Annotated in this window: 15 protein-coding genes; 9 read left to right on the top strand and 6 right to left on the bottom strand. The window is 65.7% G+C overall.

The window, feature by feature from the left end; genetic code table 11:
• The first annotated feature begins 176 nt into the window (after positions 1-176).
• Positions 177-2,306 (top strand): TonB-dependent receptor, encoded by a 2,130-nt coding sequence (locus tag C4B30_RS29370; protein ID WP_105133327.1) that lies wholly within the window; start codon positions 177-179, stop codon positions 2,304-2,306.
• A 163-nt stretch (positions 2,307-2,469) separates the two neighbouring features.
• On the opposite strand, the gene C4B30_RS29365 is transcribed toward C4B30_RS29370, so the two are convergent.
• Positions 2,470-3,417 carry a LysR family transcriptional regulator gene (locus tag C4B30_RS29365; RefSeq protein ID WP_027782236.1) on the bottom strand — a complete coding sequence of 316 codons (948 nt, stop codon included), beginning with the start codon at positions 3,415-3,417 and terminating at the stop codon, positions 2,470-2,472.
• Between the two features lie 285 nt (positions 3,418-3,702).
• Between C4B30_RS29365 and C4B30_RS29360 the strand changes: the two genes are divergently transcribed.
• On the top strand, positions 3,703-4,731 hold the full coding sequence (locus C4B30_RS29360; protein WP_089501209.1) for a DUF1338 domain-containing protein: 1,029 nt from the start codon (positions 3,703-3,705) through the stop codon (positions 4,729-4,731).
• Between the two features lie 231 nt (positions 4,732-4,962).
• Here the strand turns inward: C4B30_RS29360 and C4B30_RS29355 are convergent, their stop codons facing one another.
• From C4B30_RS29355 to C4B30_RS35725, 3 genes are all read right to left on the bottom strand, one after another.
• Positions 4,963-5,160: a CsbD family protein gene (locus C4B30_RS29355; RefSeq protein ID WP_027782238.1), complete on the bottom strand. Its 198-nt coding sequence runs from the start codon at positions 5,158-5,160 to the stop codon at positions 4,963-4,965.
• 53 nt (positions 5,161-5,213) lie between these two features.
• Positions 5,214-5,564 (bottom strand): BON domain-containing protein, encoded by a 351-nt coding sequence (locus C4B30_RS29350; protein ID WP_105133326.1) that lies wholly within the window; start codon positions 5,562-5,564, stop codon positions 5,214-5,216.
• Between the two features lie 69 nt (positions 5,565-5,633).
• On the bottom strand, positions 5,634-5,798 hold the full coding sequence (locus C4B30_RS35725; protein WP_175888599.1) for a hypothetical protein: 165 nt from the start codon (positions 5,796-5,798) through the stop codon (positions 5,634-5,636).
• Between the two features lie 383 nt (positions 5,799-6,181).
• Between C4B30_RS35725 and C4B30_RS29345 the strand changes: the two genes are divergently transcribed.
• From C4B30_RS29345 to C4B30_RS29330, 4 genes are all read left to right on the top strand, one after another.
• A complete protein-coding gene (locus C4B30_RS29345; RefSeq protein WP_027782240.1) occupies positions 6,182-7,714 on the top strand; it encodes a helix-turn-helix transcriptional regulator in 1,533 nt (510 codons plus the stop codon).
• Positions 7,715-7,855: 141 nt separating this feature from the next.
• Positions 7,856-8,047: a CsbD family protein gene (locus C4B30_RS29340; RefSeq protein WP_027782241.1), complete on the top strand. Its 192-nt coding sequence runs from the start codon at positions 7,856-7,858 to the stop codon at positions 8,045-8,047.
• Positions 8,048-8,468: 421 nt separating this feature from the next.
• Positions 8,469-9,620 (top strand): branched-chain amino acid ABC transporter substrate-binding protein, encoded by a 1,152-nt coding sequence (locus C4B30_RS29335; RefSeq protein WP_105133325.1) that lies wholly within the window; start codon positions 8,469-8,471, stop codon positions 9,618-9,620.
• A 203-nt stretch (positions 9,621-9,823) separates the two neighbouring features.
• Complete coding sequence (locus C4B30_RS29330) at positions 9,824-10,996, top strand: NAD(P)/FAD-dependent oxidoreductase (protein WP_105133324.1); 1,173 nt, start codon at positions 9,824-9,826, stop codon at positions 10,994-10,996.
• Positions 10,997-11,093: 97 nt separating this feature from the next.
• Here C4B30_RS29330 and C4B30_RS29325 read toward each other — a convergent pair whose 3' ends face one another.
• A complete protein-coding gene (locus C4B30_RS29325; RefSeq protein WP_105133323.1) occupies positions 11,094-12,275 on the bottom strand; it encodes a serine hydrolase domain-containing protein in 1,182 nt (393 codons plus the stop codon).
• Between the two features lie 277 nt (positions 12,276-12,552).
• On the opposite strand from C4B30_RS29325, the gene C4B30_RS29320 reads away from it, so the two are divergent.
• From C4B30_RS29320 to C4B30_RS29310, 3 genes are all read left to right on the top strand, one after another.
• A complete protein-coding gene (locus tag C4B30_RS29320) occupies positions 12,553-13,680 on the top strand; it encodes an aminotransferase class V-fold PLP-dependent enzyme (RefSeq protein WP_105133322.1) in 1,128 nt (375 codons plus the stop codon).
• A gap of 96 nt (positions 13,681-13,776) precedes the next feature.
• A complete protein-coding gene (locus C4B30_RS29315; protein ID WP_105133321.1) occupies positions 13,777-14,346 on the top strand; it encodes a YdeI/OmpD-associated family protein in 570 nt (189 codons plus the stop codon).
• Between the two features lie 3 nt (positions 14,347-14,349).
• Positions 14,350-15,171 carry a hypothetical protein gene (locus tag C4B30_RS29310; protein WP_158683546.1) on the top strand — a complete coding sequence of 274 codons (822 nt, stop codon included), beginning with the start codon at positions 14,350-14,352 and terminating at the stop codon, positions 15,169-15,171.
• 150 nt (positions 15,172-15,321) lie between these two features.
• On the opposite strand, the gene C4B30_RS29305 is transcribed toward C4B30_RS29310, so the two are convergent.
• A complete protein-coding gene (locus tag C4B30_RS29305; protein WP_027782250.1) occupies positions 15,322-16,293 on the bottom strand; it encodes a LysR substrate-binding domain-containing protein in 972 nt (323 codons plus the stop codon).
• Positions 16,294-16,311 lie beyond the last annotated feature (18 nt).

The following is a 16,311-nucleotide window of genomic DNA, read 5'->3' as shown; positions in this document are numbered from 1 at the left end:
GCCGGCCGGCATCGATCCGTGCCGGCTATTCGATCGCCGGCCTGCGCGACGGGGCGATCCTCCACGCGCGTCGTCGTCTTCACGGAAAGGGCTGCGCCGGCCGATTCGCCGCGTGACGTGTGCGCGGGCCGGCGTGTTCTCGTTCGCCGTTTTCTTCACCACCTTCTACGTTCACGATGAAACTCAACACGAGCGCGTGCCATGCGCTTCTGATCGCCACGTCGCTGGCCGGCGCCCGCACTTCGTTTGCACAGGCGGCCGACGCCGCGGCGACCCTGCCCGCGATTTCCGTCAACGCGGCCGCCGAACATGCGTCGTACGACGGCGGCCATTCGCGCGCGGCGACCAAGACCGACATGTCGCTGATGGACGTGCCGCAGACCGTGAACGTCGTGCCGCACGCAGTGATCGAGGATCAGAACGCGACGTCGCTGCAGGACGCATTGCGCAACGTGCCGGGCGTCGGCTTCTCGGTCGGTGACGGCCAGCGCGACCAGATCACGATCCGCGGCTTCAACAGCATCACGGACCAGTACGTCGACGGCATTCGCGACGATGCGCTGTACTACCGCGACCTGTCGAACGTCGAGCGTGTCGAGGTGCTGAAGGGGCCGGCGGCCGTGCTGTACGGGCGCGGTTCGGCGGGCGGCATCGTGAATCGCGTGCTGAAGCGGCCGCTGGCGACCCCCGTGAACGACGTGGGCGTGACGCTCGGCACGCGAGGCGAACGGCGCGGCGAATTCGACCTCGGCTGGAACCCGAACGACGCGGCACGCTTTCGGATGACCGGCGCGGCCGAGAATTCGAACAGCTTTCGCGACCAGTTCCAGCTCAACCGGCAGGCGATCGCGCCGTCCGCGCAGTTCAAGCTCGACCGCGACACGGTGCTGAACGTCGAATTCGACTACCTGCACGACCGCCGCACGTCGGATCAGGGCCTGCCCGCGTATCGCGGCCGGCCGGTCGACGTGCCGATCAACACGTATTACGGGTCGGCCGACGGCGGGAACAGTTCCTACAACGACATCTCCGCGAAAAGCGCGACGGTGTCGCTCGATCACCGCTTCGACGATTCGCTGTCGTTCCACGGCGCGATCCGCGCGTACGACTTCTCGCTCGAGCGGAAGAACTACGTGACGTACGAGCCGATCAAGACCGCCGCGCACCCGGTCGTCACGCTCGACCAGTCGACGCGCCAGCGTACCGATCACGGCATCGACGGGCTGTTCGAACTCACGCAGAAGACGTCGCTGTTCGGCATGCGCCACGAACTGCTGTACGGGCTGGAACTGTCGCAGCAGCAGAAGTTCGATACGATCTACAGCGTGTCGAAGGTCGCGACCTACGATCTCTTCGATCCGCAGCCGGTCGTCCTGCCCGGCGTGCCGACCGGCGCGCGCGCGAAGACGAACGCGTCGACCGTCGTCGGGCTCGCGGGCGTCTACGCGCAGGACCTGATCTCGCTGACCGAACACTGGAAGGTGCTGGCCGGCCTGCGCTTCGATTACCTGAACCAGACCCGCCACGACTACACGTCGTCGAACGTCAATCTCGACCGCACCGATCATGCGTGGAGCCCGCGCGTCGGCCTGATCTACGAACCGCTCGACTGGCTCACGCTGTACGGGTCGTTCAGCCAGTCGTTCTCGCCGCTGGCCGACACGCTGATCAGTTCCGGCGCGTTCTCGAACGGCGCCGCGCTCGCGCCGCAGAAGACCACCGCGTATGAAGTCGGCTCGCGCTTCGACCTCGGCGGCAAGGCGACGGCCAGCGTCGCACTGTTCGACATGCGCCAGACCAACCAGCAGATCGGCGACCCGGCGAATCCCGGCTATGCGCTGCCGATCGGCACGCAGCACGTGCGCGGGATGGAGCTCGGCTTCACCGGCGAGATCGCGCCGAAGTGGTCGGTGTATGCGGGTTACGCGTACCTGAACGGCACGGTGGACGGTTCCGCGCAATCGACGGCGGCTGGCCTCGCGGTGTCGAGCAACACGCCGGGGCTGATGCCGCGCCACAGCGCGAACCTGTGGCTCAAGCGCGAGCTGCCGTACGGTTTCTATGCGGCGGCCGGCATGCAGTTCCAGTCGGCGCGCTACACGTCGGCGAGCGATCTCGTCACGCTGCCGTCGTTCACGGTGTTCAACCTGGGCGCCGGCTATCGCAGCAAGAAGGTCGACGTGACGCTCACGCTCGACAACCTGTTCAATCGCCGCTACTTCATTGCCGCGCACGGCAACGCCGACCTGTACAACATGCCCGGCGATCCGCGCACGCTGACCGCCACGGTGAAGTGGCACATGTAACGCATGCGGTGCGCGACAATGCGGGTCTTCGTCACGATGACCCGCACCTGACCGCCCATGATCCGCCTCGCGATTGATGTGTCCGGCATGGCCGGCCGCGCCGGCGCGGCACGCATGCGGCGGCGCCGCGCGATGACGCCGGCGCGATGGCGCGATGGCGCCGTTACTCGACGTCCTCGTCGTCCTCCTCGGCGGCGTCGTGCGCGTCGCGCTCCGGCGCCGCATATGCGCTCGCCTGTTCGAGCAGCCAGCCGCGGAACGATTCCAGCGGCTTGCTGTGGCTGAACTCGGTCGGATACACGAGGTAGTACGCCGAATCGCCGACGGTCGTCGCGTCGCACGGCACGACGAGCCCGAGCTGCTGCAGTTGTTCCTCGACGAAGAACTTCGGCACGAGCGCGACGCCGAGCCCGGCCGCGGCCGCGCTGATCAGCATCGTGTGCAGTTCGTAGCGCACGCCCTGCATCGTGCGGATGTCCTCGACGCCGTGCGTCTCGAACCACTGGGCCCACGCGCCGGGGCGCGTCGTCGAGTGCAGCAGCGGATACGCGAGCAGATCCTCGACGCGCTCGACGGGCCCGTTCAGCAGCGACGGCGAGCAGATCGGCACGACTTCCTCGCCGAACAGATAGTCGGACGACGTGCCGGGCCAGGTCGGCTTGCCGTAGTGGATCGCGGCTTCGAAGTGCGTATCCTCGAACGAGAACAGGTCGGTGCGGCTGCCCATGTTCACGCGCACGTCGGGCGTGCGGTCGTAGAAGCTCTTGATGCGCGGGATCAGCCAGTGCGACGCGAAGGTTGGCAGCACCGCGAGCTCCAGGTAACCGCCGCCGCTGCCGTGCGCGATGATCGACAGCGTGTCGCGGTCGAGCGTTTCCAGCGCGCGCCGCACCTGCGTGCCATACAGCTTGCCGGCCCGCGTCAGCACGACACGCTGCTTCACGCGTGCGAACAGCCGCACGCCGAGGCTCGCCTCCAGCGTCGCGATCTGCCGCGACACCGCGCTTTCGGTCAGGAACAGCTCCTTCGCCGCGTGCGTGAAGCTCTCGTGGCGGGCAGCGGCTTCGAAAGCCACGAGCGCGCCCATGTTGGGGATCTTGAATTTGCGCATGATGTCGGGGATCCGTTTAGAGATGGAATGCCATGGGAACGGGGTATTCCATCTCCAAACGGACCCTTGATTTGTCTGACGAACGAACCTCGCGGCGGCGGGGTGAAGCGCAGGCGAAGAACGGCTGATAATTCCAAAAACTCATCACGTATCAATTTAATCTCGCTTTACGCCCCGCTGCAACCCTTTGAATAATGCTCCCCACGCAAGGCCAGGCGCCCGTTGGGCGGCCGACCGACGAGTTGCCGGCACGTTTGCCGGCGGTCCCCCGAGACGAGAATCCCGATGCGCAATCCGAATATCGACAGCTTGCTGACGAAGCTGCTGGGACAGGCGAAGACCGACGCCCTGTTCTCGACCCTGAACATGCCGGCCATCCTCGAAGAATGGGAAGACGGCATCGTGACGCGCGCGGAAATCGCGCAGGCGATGAACATGGCGCTGTTCGAAGGGCTGCTCGAGCGTTCGGCGAACGGCCGCGCGTACACGGCCGATGCGATCGAAAGCGGCGGCTCGGTCTATTTCGACCATGGCGCGCTGCGCACGGTGCGCTGGCCGCACACGGGCGCGTTGCCGCCGGGCGAGGCCGCGTTCACGCGCATCCTGCGTCCGCTCGGCTTCCGCCTGAACGGCCGTTACCCGCTCGACAAGCTCGGCATGACCGGCCGCGCGTACGCGCATGAAGACGCGCCGGACGAAATCGCGCAGTTCTTCGTCAGCGAACTGCATCCGGAGCGTTTCTCGAAGGAATTCCAGCAGGCCGTGACGAATGTCGTGAGCACGTCGCGCGACCCGCTGTCGCCGGCGGCCGTCGCGCTGCTGTGGGAAGTCGAGCGCGAAGGCTGGCTGTCGCTGGAAGCCGCGCACGCGCTGCTGCCGGAAATCGTCGGTGCGTTCGCGCGCCAGCACGATCTGCCGAACGAGCTCGACTATGAAACGCTGCTGATGGAATCGGCGGAAATGGCGTGGATCGCGACCGAAGGCAATGCGTTCAACCACGCGACCGACCGCGTCGCCGACGTGTTCAAGCTGTCCGACGAAGAAAAGGCGAAGGGCCGGCCGATGAAGCCGGAAGTCGAACGCTCGCGCTCGGGCCGCGTGTTCCAGACCGCGTATCGCGCGGATACCGTCGAGCGCGAGTTCCGCACCCGCGACGGCGGCACGGTGAAGCGCAACGTGCCGGGTTCGTTCTACGAGTTCATCACGCGCAAGCGCACGTTCGACCAGACGGCACGCCGCTGGGTGACCGACCTGCGCTTCGACGCGGGCAACGCGCAAGGCATCTTCAAGATGACGGCGAACGCGGCGAAGTAAGCGCGACGCGTAAGAAAACAGATGGGCCGGCGGCTGGTTTCAGCCGCCGGCCCGTTTTCATTCGTCGACGGGGCGTCGCGTGCGTCAGAAGAGGTGCGTGACCAGATAAAACAGCACCAGCAGCCCGATCGGTACGCCGAGCAGCCATGCGATCAGATATTTGCCCATGTCGTTGTCCTCCTCGTGGCCGCGACGCGGGGCGCGTCGCGGCGGGGTGAGACGACTTGCGCGTTACAGCTCGCGGTCGAATTCCTTCAACTGCTTCTCGGCTTCGTCGCGGGCGATTCCGTAACGCTCCTGGATCTTGCCGGCCAGATAATCGCGATTGCCTTCCGCGACCGAGAGATCGTCGTCGGTCAACTTGCCCCACTTGGCCTTCAGCTTGCCGGTGAGCTGCTTCCACTGGCCCTTGATCTTGTCTTCGTTCATGGTGTGCTCCTTTCGTAAGGGGAGAAAAGTGCGGCACGCGGCCGCGTGATAGTTCAGGCCTTCGCCTTCAGGCCGGATGAGTCGACGTGCTTCACGCCCTTGATCGCGCGCGTCACGGCGACGGCCTTCTTCACGGCGGTCTTGTTCTGCAGCACGCCCGTGAGCGTGACGACGCCGTCGACCGTCTTCACGCTGATGTCCGTGCTCTTCACGCCGTCGGTGGTCGCGAGCTCACTCTTCACCTTGGTCGTGATCCAGGTGTCGGTCACGGGCTGATTCGATTCGGTCGCCATGCCGCTGTCGGTCGACGAGGCCTGGGCGTGCGCGGTCGTGAGCGGGGCGGCGGAAAGCAGGAAGGCCGCGCTGACGGCGAGCAGTGTCGAAAGGTGCGAGGTCTTGTTCATTGATGTTCTCCTTCGATTGGCGGGTGAATCAATCGGGAAGCACGGATCGTTCCCGTGCATGCCCCGGCCTTAGCGGGCGATCGGGGTGTCGTAGCCGGGCTCGCGCGGCGGCATGTCCGGACGCGGCACGTCGGGCGGCAGCGGCACCGGCGGGTCGGTGCCGGGCGACGGTTCGGGCGGATGGTCCGGGGACGGTTCCGGCCGTGTCGGATCGGGTGTCTGATGCAATTTCATCCTGGTGTCCTCCTCTGCGGGATGAAAGGGCAGCGCATAAGCGCCGATGCAGTACCAGCGTACCGACGCGAACGCGAGCGGACATCGCGCAAATTCACCTGATTGGCTAGTGCGTTTGCACCGGGGACGAAACGGAACGGGCGGGCACGCGACGTGCACCATGGCCCGGGCAACGCGGCGCGACGGCCGCGCGGGCCGTGCTGCGCCGTTCGGCGGGGCACCGCACGGTCGCGAGCGGCGTGCGAATGTACTATTCGAGATAGTGCATCCGCGCCTGTCGGGCCGTTGTGCGGCACGCGATCATCGCCGCACGCGCCGGTCGTGCGTACCACTGGAACGGGCGCTCGGCCGGCGCTCATGTCGACGACAGGGACAACGATTCGATGAACGAACAAATAGACGAACAGGCGCTCAAGTCGCATACCGACCGGCGTCAACTGCACCAGATCATCGCCGGGCTCACCGAGGGCGTGATCCTGATCGAGCCCGACCAGCGGATCGTCTGGGCGAACGAGGCCGCGCTCGCGATGCACGGCGTGACCGAGCTGAAGGCGCTCGGCGCGGACGTCACCGAATACCGCGAGCGTTTCCGGCTGCGCTACCGGAACAACCATCCGGTGCGCGACGGCCACTATCCGATGGATCGCGTGATCGCCGGCGAGGAGTTCAGCGACGTGACGGTCGAAGTCGAATCGGCGGCCGACGAATCGGTGAGCTGGGTTCACCGCATCCGCAGCCTGGTGCTGACGAACGCGGCCGGCGCACCCGACTGCCTCGCGCTCGTGCTGCACGACGCGACCGAATGGGCGAGCGCCGAGGAGCGCTTCGAGCGCACCTTCAACGCGAATCCGGCGCCTGCCGTGATCTGCCGGCTCGACGACCTGCGCTACGTGAAGGTCAACCAGGGCTTTCTCGACATGACGGGTCACGCGCGCGACGACGTGCTCGGCCGTTCGGTGTACGAGGTCGACGTGCTCGAGCAGGCCGAGCGGCGCGAGCTTGCGATCGAGCGGCTCGGCGAAGGCGCGACGATCCCGCAGATGGAAGCCGTGCTGAAACTGGCCGACGGCAGCACCAAGGCGGTGGTCGTCGCCGGGCAGCCGATCGACATGAACGGCGAGGCGTGCATGCTGTTCACGTTCATGGATCTCGAGCCGCGCAAGCAGGCCGAGCGCGCGCTGATGCAAAGCGAGGAGCGCTTCGCGACGGCATTCCGGATGGCGCCGGTCGCGACCGCGATCGTCACGGCCGACCGTTTCGAGCTGCTCGACGTGAACGACGCGTTCGCCGCGATGACAGGCCACGCGCAAGGCGACCTGCTCGGCAAATCCGCCGACGAGATCGGGCTGTGGGCCGAGCGCGGCGTGTGGCCGCGCATCGAGGGCCGGCTCGCCCGCGACGGCAACGTGCGCAACGCGGACGTGCAGATCCGCACGCGCGACGGCGACGTACGCGATTGCGTCGTGTCGGCCGACCCCGTCGCGATCCACGGGCGCGACTGCCTGCTCGTCGCGCTGCTCGACATCAGCGACCGCAAGCGTACCGAGATGGAGCTCGTCTATGCGATCGAGACCGCGATGCAGGATGCGTCATGGTTCAGCCGCACGCTGATCGAGAAGCTCGCGAACGTGCGGCGCGCGAATGCGCCGGATGCGGGCGCGCAGCTGTCCGACCTGACCGCGCGCGAGCGCGACGTGTTCGACCTGCTGTGCCACGGCCTGGCCGACAAGGAGATCGCCGGCCGCCTCGGGCTTGCGCCGAACACCGTGCGCAATCACGTCGCGACGATCTACGCGAAGCTCGACGTGCACAGCCGCGGCGAGGCGATCGTATGGGCGCGCGAGCGTGGGGTCGTCGGCGCGGCCGAGGGCAACGGCGCGCGCGGCGACAAGGGCGCGGCGAAGGGCCAGGACTGACCGCGCCGGTACGAATGCACCATGCGCACTGGTGCATCCGCATCTGCCGCCCTCGGCGCACGCTTGCGATCCTGTCCACTCGGCGGTGCGGCGCGGGGGCGCGGCATCGTCGGCTTTCCTCAACCATCGCAGGAGACGACCATGGACAGGAATCGCATCGAGGGCAAGCTCAAGCAGGTCAAGGGTTCGGTCAAGGAAGCGCTCGGCAAGGTAACGGGCGACCGCGAAACCGAAGCGGAAGGCGTGGCCGAGCAGCAGGCCGGCAAGCTTCAGGAGAAGGCCGGCGAGGCGGCCGATGCGGTGCGCAACCACAAGGGCACCGATCGGCACTGATCGATGACGCGGCGCACCCCGCCGGCGTTGCCCACGCCGGCCGGGCCGGCGTCGTAACGATGATGCGTTGGCAGCATGACACGGTCGGCCTTTATCCAGCGGCGCGGCCGCCATTCTCCACCGAATACCTCCCTCCACGGTCCACCGTCGGACGGGCCGCGGATCGGCCATGACAGCGGAACTTGATGACAAATCCTCACAACGTAGTTCCGATATTTCGTTTGCTGCACGGGTATTGGCTACCCACAATCCATTCACCTCTTTCGCGATGAAAGGCTCTTCGGAGACGGAGTCGCGGTAATCGTCCGGCGGATCGGTGCGTCGCACGCACCTCGGCACGGAAAGGCATTACCGGCGCGCAGGAGGTTGCCGACGCGCGGCGCTCGCGCGTTGCATCCCGACCCCCAGAAGAAGGACTGCCATGACGTTCCGCATTCGTTCGCTTTCCGGCGTAGCAGTGACCGCCGCGCTTCTCGCGTTCCAGACGGGCGCGGCCCGGGCGCAGGAGACGATCGTCAAGGTCGGCGTGGCCGGCCCGCTGACGGGCGGCGGCGCCGCATACGGCAAGGACATCGAGAACGGCGTACGCATGGCGGTCGACGAAGCGAATGCCGCGCGCACGACGGTCGGCGGCAAGCCGGTGAAATTCGTCATCGCGTCGCAGGACGACCAGAGCGATCCGCGCACCGGCGTACAGGCCGCGCAGCAGCTCGCCGACGCGCAGGTCGCCGTCGTGATCGGCCACTTCAATTCGGGCACGACGCTGCCCGCGTCGAAGATCTATGCGAAGGCCGGCATTCCGATGATCACGCCGTCGGCGACCAATCCCGACATCACGCGCGCCGGGCTCGATACCGTGTACCGCGTGATCGCGACCGACACGCAGAACGCCGGCAACGCCGGCGCGTATGCGGCGAGCGTGACGAAGGCGAAGCGCATCGCGATCATCGACGATCGCACCGCGTTCGGCCAGGGCGAAGCCGACGAGTTCGAGAAGGCGGTGAAGGCGAACGGCGGCGCGATCGTCGCGCGCGAATTCACGAACGACAAGGCCGTCGACTTCAGCGCGCAGCTCACGAAGATCAAGAGCACGAATGCCGACCTCGTATTTTTCGGCGGCCTCGACGCGCAGGCCGCGATGCTGGTGAAGCGCATGCGCCAGCTCGGCATTCGCGCGCAGTTCCTCGCGGGCGGCGGTGTGATGAACGCGAACTTCATCAGGCTGGCCGGCAACGCGGCCGAAGGCGCGTCGGTGTGGGAGTACGGGCAGCCGCTGTCGCGTCTCGCGAAGGGCAAGCTGTTCGAAACGAAATTCAAGCAGAAGTACGGCGTCGACATGCTCGCGTATGCGCCGTTCGCGTACGACGCGACGTGGATCGCGATCAACGCGATGCAGAAGGCGAACTCGACGAAGCCGGCCGATTTCAACGGCGCGCTGAAGGGTACGCGCTACGACGGCATCACGGGCACGATCGCATTCACGAACACGGGCGACCTGAAGAACCCGAGCTCGACGCTGTATGAAGTGAAGAACGCCGCGTGGCAGCCTGTCACGACCAAATCGGCGGACTGAACGCAACACGCGCGAGCGGGCTTTCGCGGCGACGCCGGACGTGCTGAAATAGCCGAAGCGATCGTCGAGTAAGTCTGCCCGCGCGACGCCGTGCGAGTCGCGGCGCGAACCACCCACGGGCACGGACGGCTGGCGAGAGCCAGCGCAAGCCCGTCATCAGCGTGAACAGGCCCTGAGCCTGTTGCGAGCAACCGGAGTCAGTCGTGAGTTCTCAAGTCGTCATCGTCGGCGGTGGCGTGATCGGCAGCTCGATCGCGTATTTCCTGCGCGCCACCGATCCCACGGTCGCCGTGACCGTCATCGAACGCGATCCCACCTATGCAAGATCGTCGTCGGCGCTGTCGGCTGCGTCGATTCGCCAGCAGTTCTCCACGCCGCTGTCGATCGAGATGTCGCTGTTCGGCATCGACTTCCTGCGCACGATCGGCGAACGGCTCGAAGTGGACGGCAACCGGCCGTCGATCGATCTGCACGAAGGCGGTTACCTGTTCCTCGCGACGCCGGCCGGCGACGCGACGCTGCGCGAGAACCATGCGCTGCAGACGAGCCTCGGCGCCGATATCCGGCTGATGGACGGCGACGCGCTGCGCGCGAGGTTTCCGTGGCTCAACGTCGACGATCTCGTGTCGGGCGCGTACGGCGTGAGCGGCGAAGGCTGGTTCGACGGTTACGGGCTCGTGCAGGCGCTGCGCAAGAAGGCGCAGGCGCTCGGTGCGCGCTACGTGCCGGCCGACGTGAAGGACGTCGTGCGCGACGGGCGCCGGATCACGCATGTCGTGACGGGCGACGGCGAGCGCTACGCGTGCGACACGCTGGTCAACGCGGCCGGTGCATGGACGCGCACGCTGTCGTCGATGATGGGCATCGATATTCCCGTGTATGCACGGCGGCGCAGCATCTTCAACGTATCGTCGCCGGCGAAGCTCGCCGATTGTCCGCTGCTGATCGACCCGACCGGCGTGTATTTCCGGCCGGAGGGGCGGACGTATATCTGCGGCACGTCGCCGAGCCCGGATCGCGACCCGGACGACCTGCCGCTCGACGAAGTCGATCACGACCTGTTCGACGACGTGATCTGGCCGACGCTCGCGCACCGCGTGCCGGAATTCGAGGCGCTGCGCGTCGAGAATTGCTGGTCCGGTTACTACGAGTACAACGTGTTCGATCACAACGCGATCATCGGCTACCACCCCGAACTCGACAACGTCGTGTTCGCGAACGGCTACAGCGGCCACGGGCTGCAGCAAGGGCCGGCGACGGGGCGTGGCGTCAGTGAACTCATTCTGGGCGGGCGTTACGACACGCTCGACCTGTCGTCGCTCGGCTGGGCGCGCGTGCTCGAAAACCGGCCGATCGTCGAAAAGAACGTCGTGTAGCGCGGCGTGACCGCCCGGTATGGGGTGGGCGGGATTCTCCTTGTGTCTCAAACCCGTTGGCCCGACTTTGTCGGGCCTTTTTTGTCGCGCGGGCCGGTTATCCCGCGCCGTAGACGGCGTCCCGCAGATCGAGCGTGTACTGCCCGTTCATGCCTTCGTAGAGCGTGTTCGACAGCGACACGACGGTGAGCCCGCGTGCGCGGTCGACGAACCACGAATGACCGTAGACGCCGCCCCAGCGCCAGGTGCCGACCGATTCCGGTGACGCAGCCGCCTGCGGATCGTGCAGCACCGAGAAGCCGATTCCGAAGCCCGCGCCCGGCAGGTCCGGCAATTCGAGATCGCCGGTCTGTACGCGGCCCATCTCGTCGACCAGTTCGGCGGGCAGGATCGCGCCGCCGCCTGCGCGCAGCGTGTCCAGCACCGTCAACACGTCGCCGGCGCTGCCGACCATCCCGGCGCCGCCCGATGCGAACGCGTGTGCATTCAGCGCGCGCGACGGCGAATACGTGACGCCGACGAACCCGTCGACGATGGGCACCGTCTCGTTCTCGGCGAGCCGGTGCGGCCGCGGCGTGTCGTTGACGTACGGCGTGGCGAGCCGCGCCGGATCGCGTGCGACGAAGCCCGTGTCACGCGCGCCGAGCGGGCGCAGCACGAGCGCATCGATCGCATCGGCGAGCGGCACGCCGCAGACGGCTTCGATCAGCGCGCCGACGACGTCGATCGACAGCGAATAGTTCCAGCCGGTGCCGGGCGCGAACAGCAGCGGCACGCTGGCGATCCGGCGCAGGTTTTCGGCGAGCGTGATCGATGCGCCATCGAGCCCGTCGGAGACACCTGCGCGCGCATAGGGACCGTTTGCGTCGGTTTCGTTGAAGCGATAGTCGAGACCGGCGGTATGCACGAGCAACTGGCGCACCGTGATCGTCGGCACGCGGCCGTCGGGCAGTGCCGGCCGGAACGCGGGCAGCCAGCGCGCGACGTCTTCGTCGAGCGACAGCTTGCGTTGTGCGACGAGCGCCATCGCGGCCGCCGACACGATCGGCTTCGTCACCGACGCGAGCCGGAACAGCGTGTCCTCGCGCATCGGCGTACCCGATTCGCGGTCCGCGAGCCCGGCCGCGCGGCGATAGACGAGTTCGCCGTCGCGGGCGACGAGGACGACCGCGCCGACGAGGCGCTGCGTGTCGAGCTGGCGGGACAGGACCGCGTCGATGCGCTCGGCGAGCGCGGGATCGGTTGACGACTGCTGTGACGATGCGGGAGAGGAGGTCATCGAAATTTCCGTCGTGAAGGGTCTGGTCGACATGTTATGGGACGCTTGCCGCACGCGTCGTTAACCCTTACACGGAGCGGGGCGATGTGCGCGGCATGGGCCGGCGTCGACGAACACCGGGCCCCGCGGCAGACAAAATATGCGCCAATCGGCCGGTCGCGTTCGTTAGAATCTGCTTTCGTCGAGGAAATGACGCATTTGCATGGGTGCGGAGCAGTATCGAATCGAAGACGCTGCTCGTCCTGATTCCATCGTTCATCTTTCACCGGAGGCGAGCATGCCAGGTTTACTTCCCGATGTTGACCGCGAGGGGCTCCTCGAATATTCGGTGGTGTACACCGATCGCTCGGTCAACCATATGTCGCAGCGCTTCCAGGGCGTCATGCGCGACATCTCCGCCACGCTGAAAAAAGTCTACAACGCGAAGTCGGTCGCGATCGTCCCGGGCAGCGGGACGTTCGGCATGGAAGCCGTGGCGCGACAGTTCGCGACGAACAGGAAGTGCCTCGTCATCCGCAACGGCTGGTTCAGCTTCCGCTGGTCGCAGATTTTCGACATGGGCAGTATTCCGTCCGAAACGACGGTGCTGAAGGCGCGTCCGGTCGAGGCAGGCAGGCAGGCCGCCTTTGCGCCGGCGCCGATCGACGAAGTGGTCGCCGCGATCAGGGAAAACAAACCCGATCTCGTGTTCGCACCGCACGTCGAAACCGCCTCCGGCATGATGCTGTCCGATGCGTACCTGCGCGCGGTGGCCGATGCCGTGCATGCGGTCGGCGGCATGTTCGTGCTGGATTGCATCGCGTCGGGCACCGTGTGGGTCGACATGCAGGCGAGCGGCGTCGATATCCTGATCAGCGCGCCGCAAAAGGGCTGGAGTGCATCGCCGTGTTGCGCGATGGTCATGTTGAGCCCGCTCGCGCGCGAGCGCATCGATTCGACGACCAGCACCAGCTTCGCGTGCGACCTGCGCAAGTGGCTGCAGATCATGGAAGCATACGAGGGCGGCGGCTTCGCGTATCACGCGACGATGCCCACGGACAGCCTCACGACGCTGCGCGACGTGATGAAGGAAACCGACGCATACGGTTTCGACAAGGTGAAGGCGGAACAGCTCGAACTCGGCGAGCGCATTCGTGCGCTGCTGACGGAGAAGGGGTTCAGGAGTGTGGCCGCGCCAGGGTTCGAGGCGCCGGGTGTCGTGGTCAGTTACACGGACGATGACGGTATTCGTACCGGGAAGAAGTTTGCCGACGTCGGTTTGCAGATCGCGGCGGGGGTGCCGTTGCAATGCGACGAGCCGGCGGATTTCAAGACCTTCCGGCTCGGGTTGTTCGGTCTTGACAAACTGCACGATGTCGATGGCGCGGTGAAGCGGTTTGCCGATGCGTTGAACCGGATTCTTTGACGCGGTCGTGCGGAATGAGTTGCTTCGGTGGCCGCCGCTCGTTTGTCGATCGGTGGCTTCCGAATCGTTGCAAACTCAACGATTCAGGATCGTGACATGACCGAATGCGCGCTGACATTTGCCAGTCAGGCCGAATGGGAAAGCTGGTTGGGGAAAAACGGCGGCACGTCGACCGGAGCATGGCTGCGGCTCGCGAAAAAAGGCGCGGGGCAGCGAACCGTCACCTATGAAGAAGCGGTGGAAAGCGCGCTCTGCCACGGCTGGATCGATGGCCAAAAGAAGGCCGAGAGCGAGCAATACTGGCTGCAACGTTTCACCCCGCGCTCGGCGAAAAGCATCTGGTCCAAACTCAACAAGGACAAGGCCGAAGCGCTGATCGCCTCGGGCAGAATGCGCGCGGCCGGCATGGGCGAAATCGAAAGGGCGAGGAAGGACGGCCGCTGGGAGGCGGCTTATACGTCGGCGAGCAATTCGATCGTGCCGGACGACCTGCAGGCGGCTTTGGACGCCAATCCGAAAGCAGGGAAGTTTTTCGCGACGCTGAACAGCCGTAATCGCTATGCGATCCTGTTTCGAATCCAGAACGCGAAGAAGCCCGAAACAAGGGCGCGCAAGATCGCGGAATTCATCGACATGCTGAAGCGGGGCGAGACTTTTCATCCGTAGAGCGTGGGTTACGCGATTGAACGTCGCGCGTTCGCGAATGTGCTTCGTCGTTCGAAGCCGCGTCGCCGCGGCTCTGCCACGCAGGCAAAAGGCCGGCTCTTCCGCGGCAATCTTCAGGGGGTTGAATTGGAGCAGATCGGATATTCGTGGCCCACCTTTGATCGAATCACTCAGCATCTGATCAAGCTCATCAACCCGGCGAAAATACTGGATATCGGCGCCGGAGGCGGCAAATACGGGCGCCTGCTCAAGAAGGTCGTGCCGAATTGTCATTTCACGGCGCTGGAATGCGACGTGGAGACCCATCCGATCCTGATCGAGAATGGATACGACGACATCATCGCCGGGGTGAGCGACACGCTCTATGAACGATCAGCGGATGTGTACGATACGGTGATCCTCGGGGACGTCATCGAGCACATGCGCCATTCGCAGGGCCGCGACTTGCTGGAGTTCCTGAACTACCGGGCGCGATACATCATCATCTCGACGCCTGAATGCATGCCAATGAGAGGGGCGTCGTATTTCGAGAGTCATAATTCCGTGTGGCGCCCCGATTCATTCATGTGGCATGATTTTTGGGCCCATCAGCAATGCGGAATCATGCATTTTTATCTGCTGCGAGGGCATCTCGACTGGAATGCGATGGGGCTTGATGCACTCGTGAACTCCTCCAACGCGTCGAGTCTGTTCAATACGCGCGCCCACGATGAACAGGAAGCCGGCGATGAAAAATTGCTCCAGCCGGTCGATCTGACGCTTCATGACTACCGGTACATGGAGAAACTGGAAGGCGACCGGTATGCAATATTCCGCCCCGTATGATTCGATGAAAGGGCTCCGCCGCCCATCAATACGCGAAGCGCTTTTCTTACCGTACGAGCAAACGCTACGACAGGGGCGAGGGGGCCGATCACGTGCCGAGCGCCGAGCGTCCGGAAATCCTACGCCGCCTCGCCGTCGGCAAGTAGCGCGTTATCGCTGCGCGTCCCCGTACGTCTCCTTGCACACCCCGCGTAGCGCGTCGACGAGCAGATCGCGCGCGGGCGATTGCGAATCGGCGGCGCGCGTGAACAGCGCGATGGGCGGCAGCGTCCACACCAGCGAATAAGGCACGATCGCCACGCCGGCGATCCGCACGAGTTCTTCCGCGATATCGGCCGGCACGATCGACACGGCCTCGTCGCTCGACGCGATCATTTCGCCGATCAGCTTCGACGAGTAGCTTTCGACGATCGGCACGGGCGGCGCGATGCCGGCCGACAGGAACAGGTCGGTCACCTGTTCGCGCATCGGCGTATGCGGCGCGCCGAGAATCCAGTCGAGCGCGTGCAGCTTGTGCCAGTCCAGCGGCGTGCGGGCGAGCTTCGCCGCCAGCCGCCGGCTCGCGATCACGCGCGGCTGCTGCTGGTACAGCACCTCAAACGAAACCTGCCCGAGATCGATCGCCGACGACGCGCGCCCGATCACGATGTCGACACTGTGATCCCGGAGTTGCAGCAGCAACTGATCGCTGGTGCCTTCGTGAATCGTCACGGTCAGGCGCCGCTCCATGCGCGCTTGCAGCCGTTTCAGCGCCGCCGACAGCATCTGGCCGGAGATGAACGGAATCACGCCGATGTGCAGATGGGCCGCATGCCCGGCGGCGACGGCCTCCATCTCGCGGGCGAGGTGGTCGAGATCCTTGATCATCGCCTTCGCCCGTTCGAGCACGACCGCGCCGAGCGCGGTGGGCCGCATGCCGCGCGACGAGCGCTCGAACAGCGGCGTGCCGAACATGCTCTCCAGCTCGGACAGCGCGTTCGTCACGGCCGGCTGGCTGCTCGCCATGTGCTCGGCGACGCGCGTCAGCGATCCGTGCTGCTGGATCTGCAACAACAGCACCAGATGCCGAATCTTCAGACGAGCGCCGAGCCGCCTGACCACGTCGTTCGCGTCAAAATTCATTGACTGGTCATGCATTCA

Origin of the sequence: Burkholderia sp. BE12 (genome assembly GCF_002959955.1) — a bacterium.
In the GTDB taxonomy this organism is placed as follows: Bacteria; Pseudomonadota; Gammaproteobacteria; order Burkholderiales; family Burkholderiaceae; genus Burkholderia.
The sequence above is the reverse complement of the archived record's forward strand: the minus strand, read 5'-3'. Positions and strand labels throughout refer to the sequence as shown.

Coding starts and splice junctions, on each gene's coding strand:
- C4B30_RS29370 (WP_105133327.1), top strand. CDS start 177: ATGAAACTCAACACGAGCGCGTGCCATGCGCTTCTGATCGCCACGTCG.
- C4B30_RS29365 (WP_027782236.1), bottom strand. CDS start 3,417: ATGCGCAAATTCAAGATCCCCAACATGGGCGCGCTCGTGGCTTTCGAA.
- C4B30_RS29360 (WP_089501209.1), top strand. CDS start 3,703: ATGCGCAATCCGAATATCGACAGCTTGCTGACGAAGCTGCTGGGACAG.
- C4B30_RS29355 (WP_027782238.1), bottom strand. CDS start 5,160: ATGAACGAAGACAAGATCAAGGGCCAGTGGAAGCAGCTCACCGGCAAG.
- C4B30_RS29350 (WP_105133326.1), bottom strand. CDS start 5,564: ATGAACAAGACCTCGCACCTTTCGACACTGCTCGCCGTCAGCGCGGCC.
- C4B30_RS35725 (WP_175888599.1), bottom strand. CDS start 5,798: ATGAAATTGCATCAGACACCCGATCCGACACGGCCGGAACCGTCCCCG.
- C4B30_RS29345 (WP_027782240.1), top strand. CDS start 6,182: ATGAACGAACAAATAGACGAACAGGCGCTCAAGTCGCATACCGACCGG.
- C4B30_RS29340 (WP_027782241.1), top strand. CDS start 7,856: ATGGACAGGAATCGCATCGAGGGCAAGCTCAAGCAGGTCAAGGGTTCG.
- C4B30_RS29335 (WP_105133325.1), top strand. CDS start 8,469: ATGACGTTCCGCATTCGTTCGCTTTCCGGCGTAGCAGTGACCGCCGCG.
- C4B30_RS29325 (WP_105133323.1), bottom strand. CDS start 12,275: ATGACCTCCTCTCCCGCATCGTCACAGCAGTCGTCAACCGATCCCGCG.
- C4B30_RS29320 (WP_105133322.1), top strand. CDS start 12,553: ATGCCAGGTTTACTTCCCGATGTTGACCGCGAGGGGCTCCTCGAATAT.
- C4B30_RS29315 (WP_105133321.1), top strand. CDS start 13,777: ATGACCGAATGCGCGCTGACATTTGCCAGTCAGGCCGAATGGGAAAGC.
- C4B30_RS29305 (WP_027782250.1), bottom strand. CDS start 16,293: ATGAATTTTGACGCGAACGACGTGGTCAGGCGGCTCGGCGCTCGTCTG.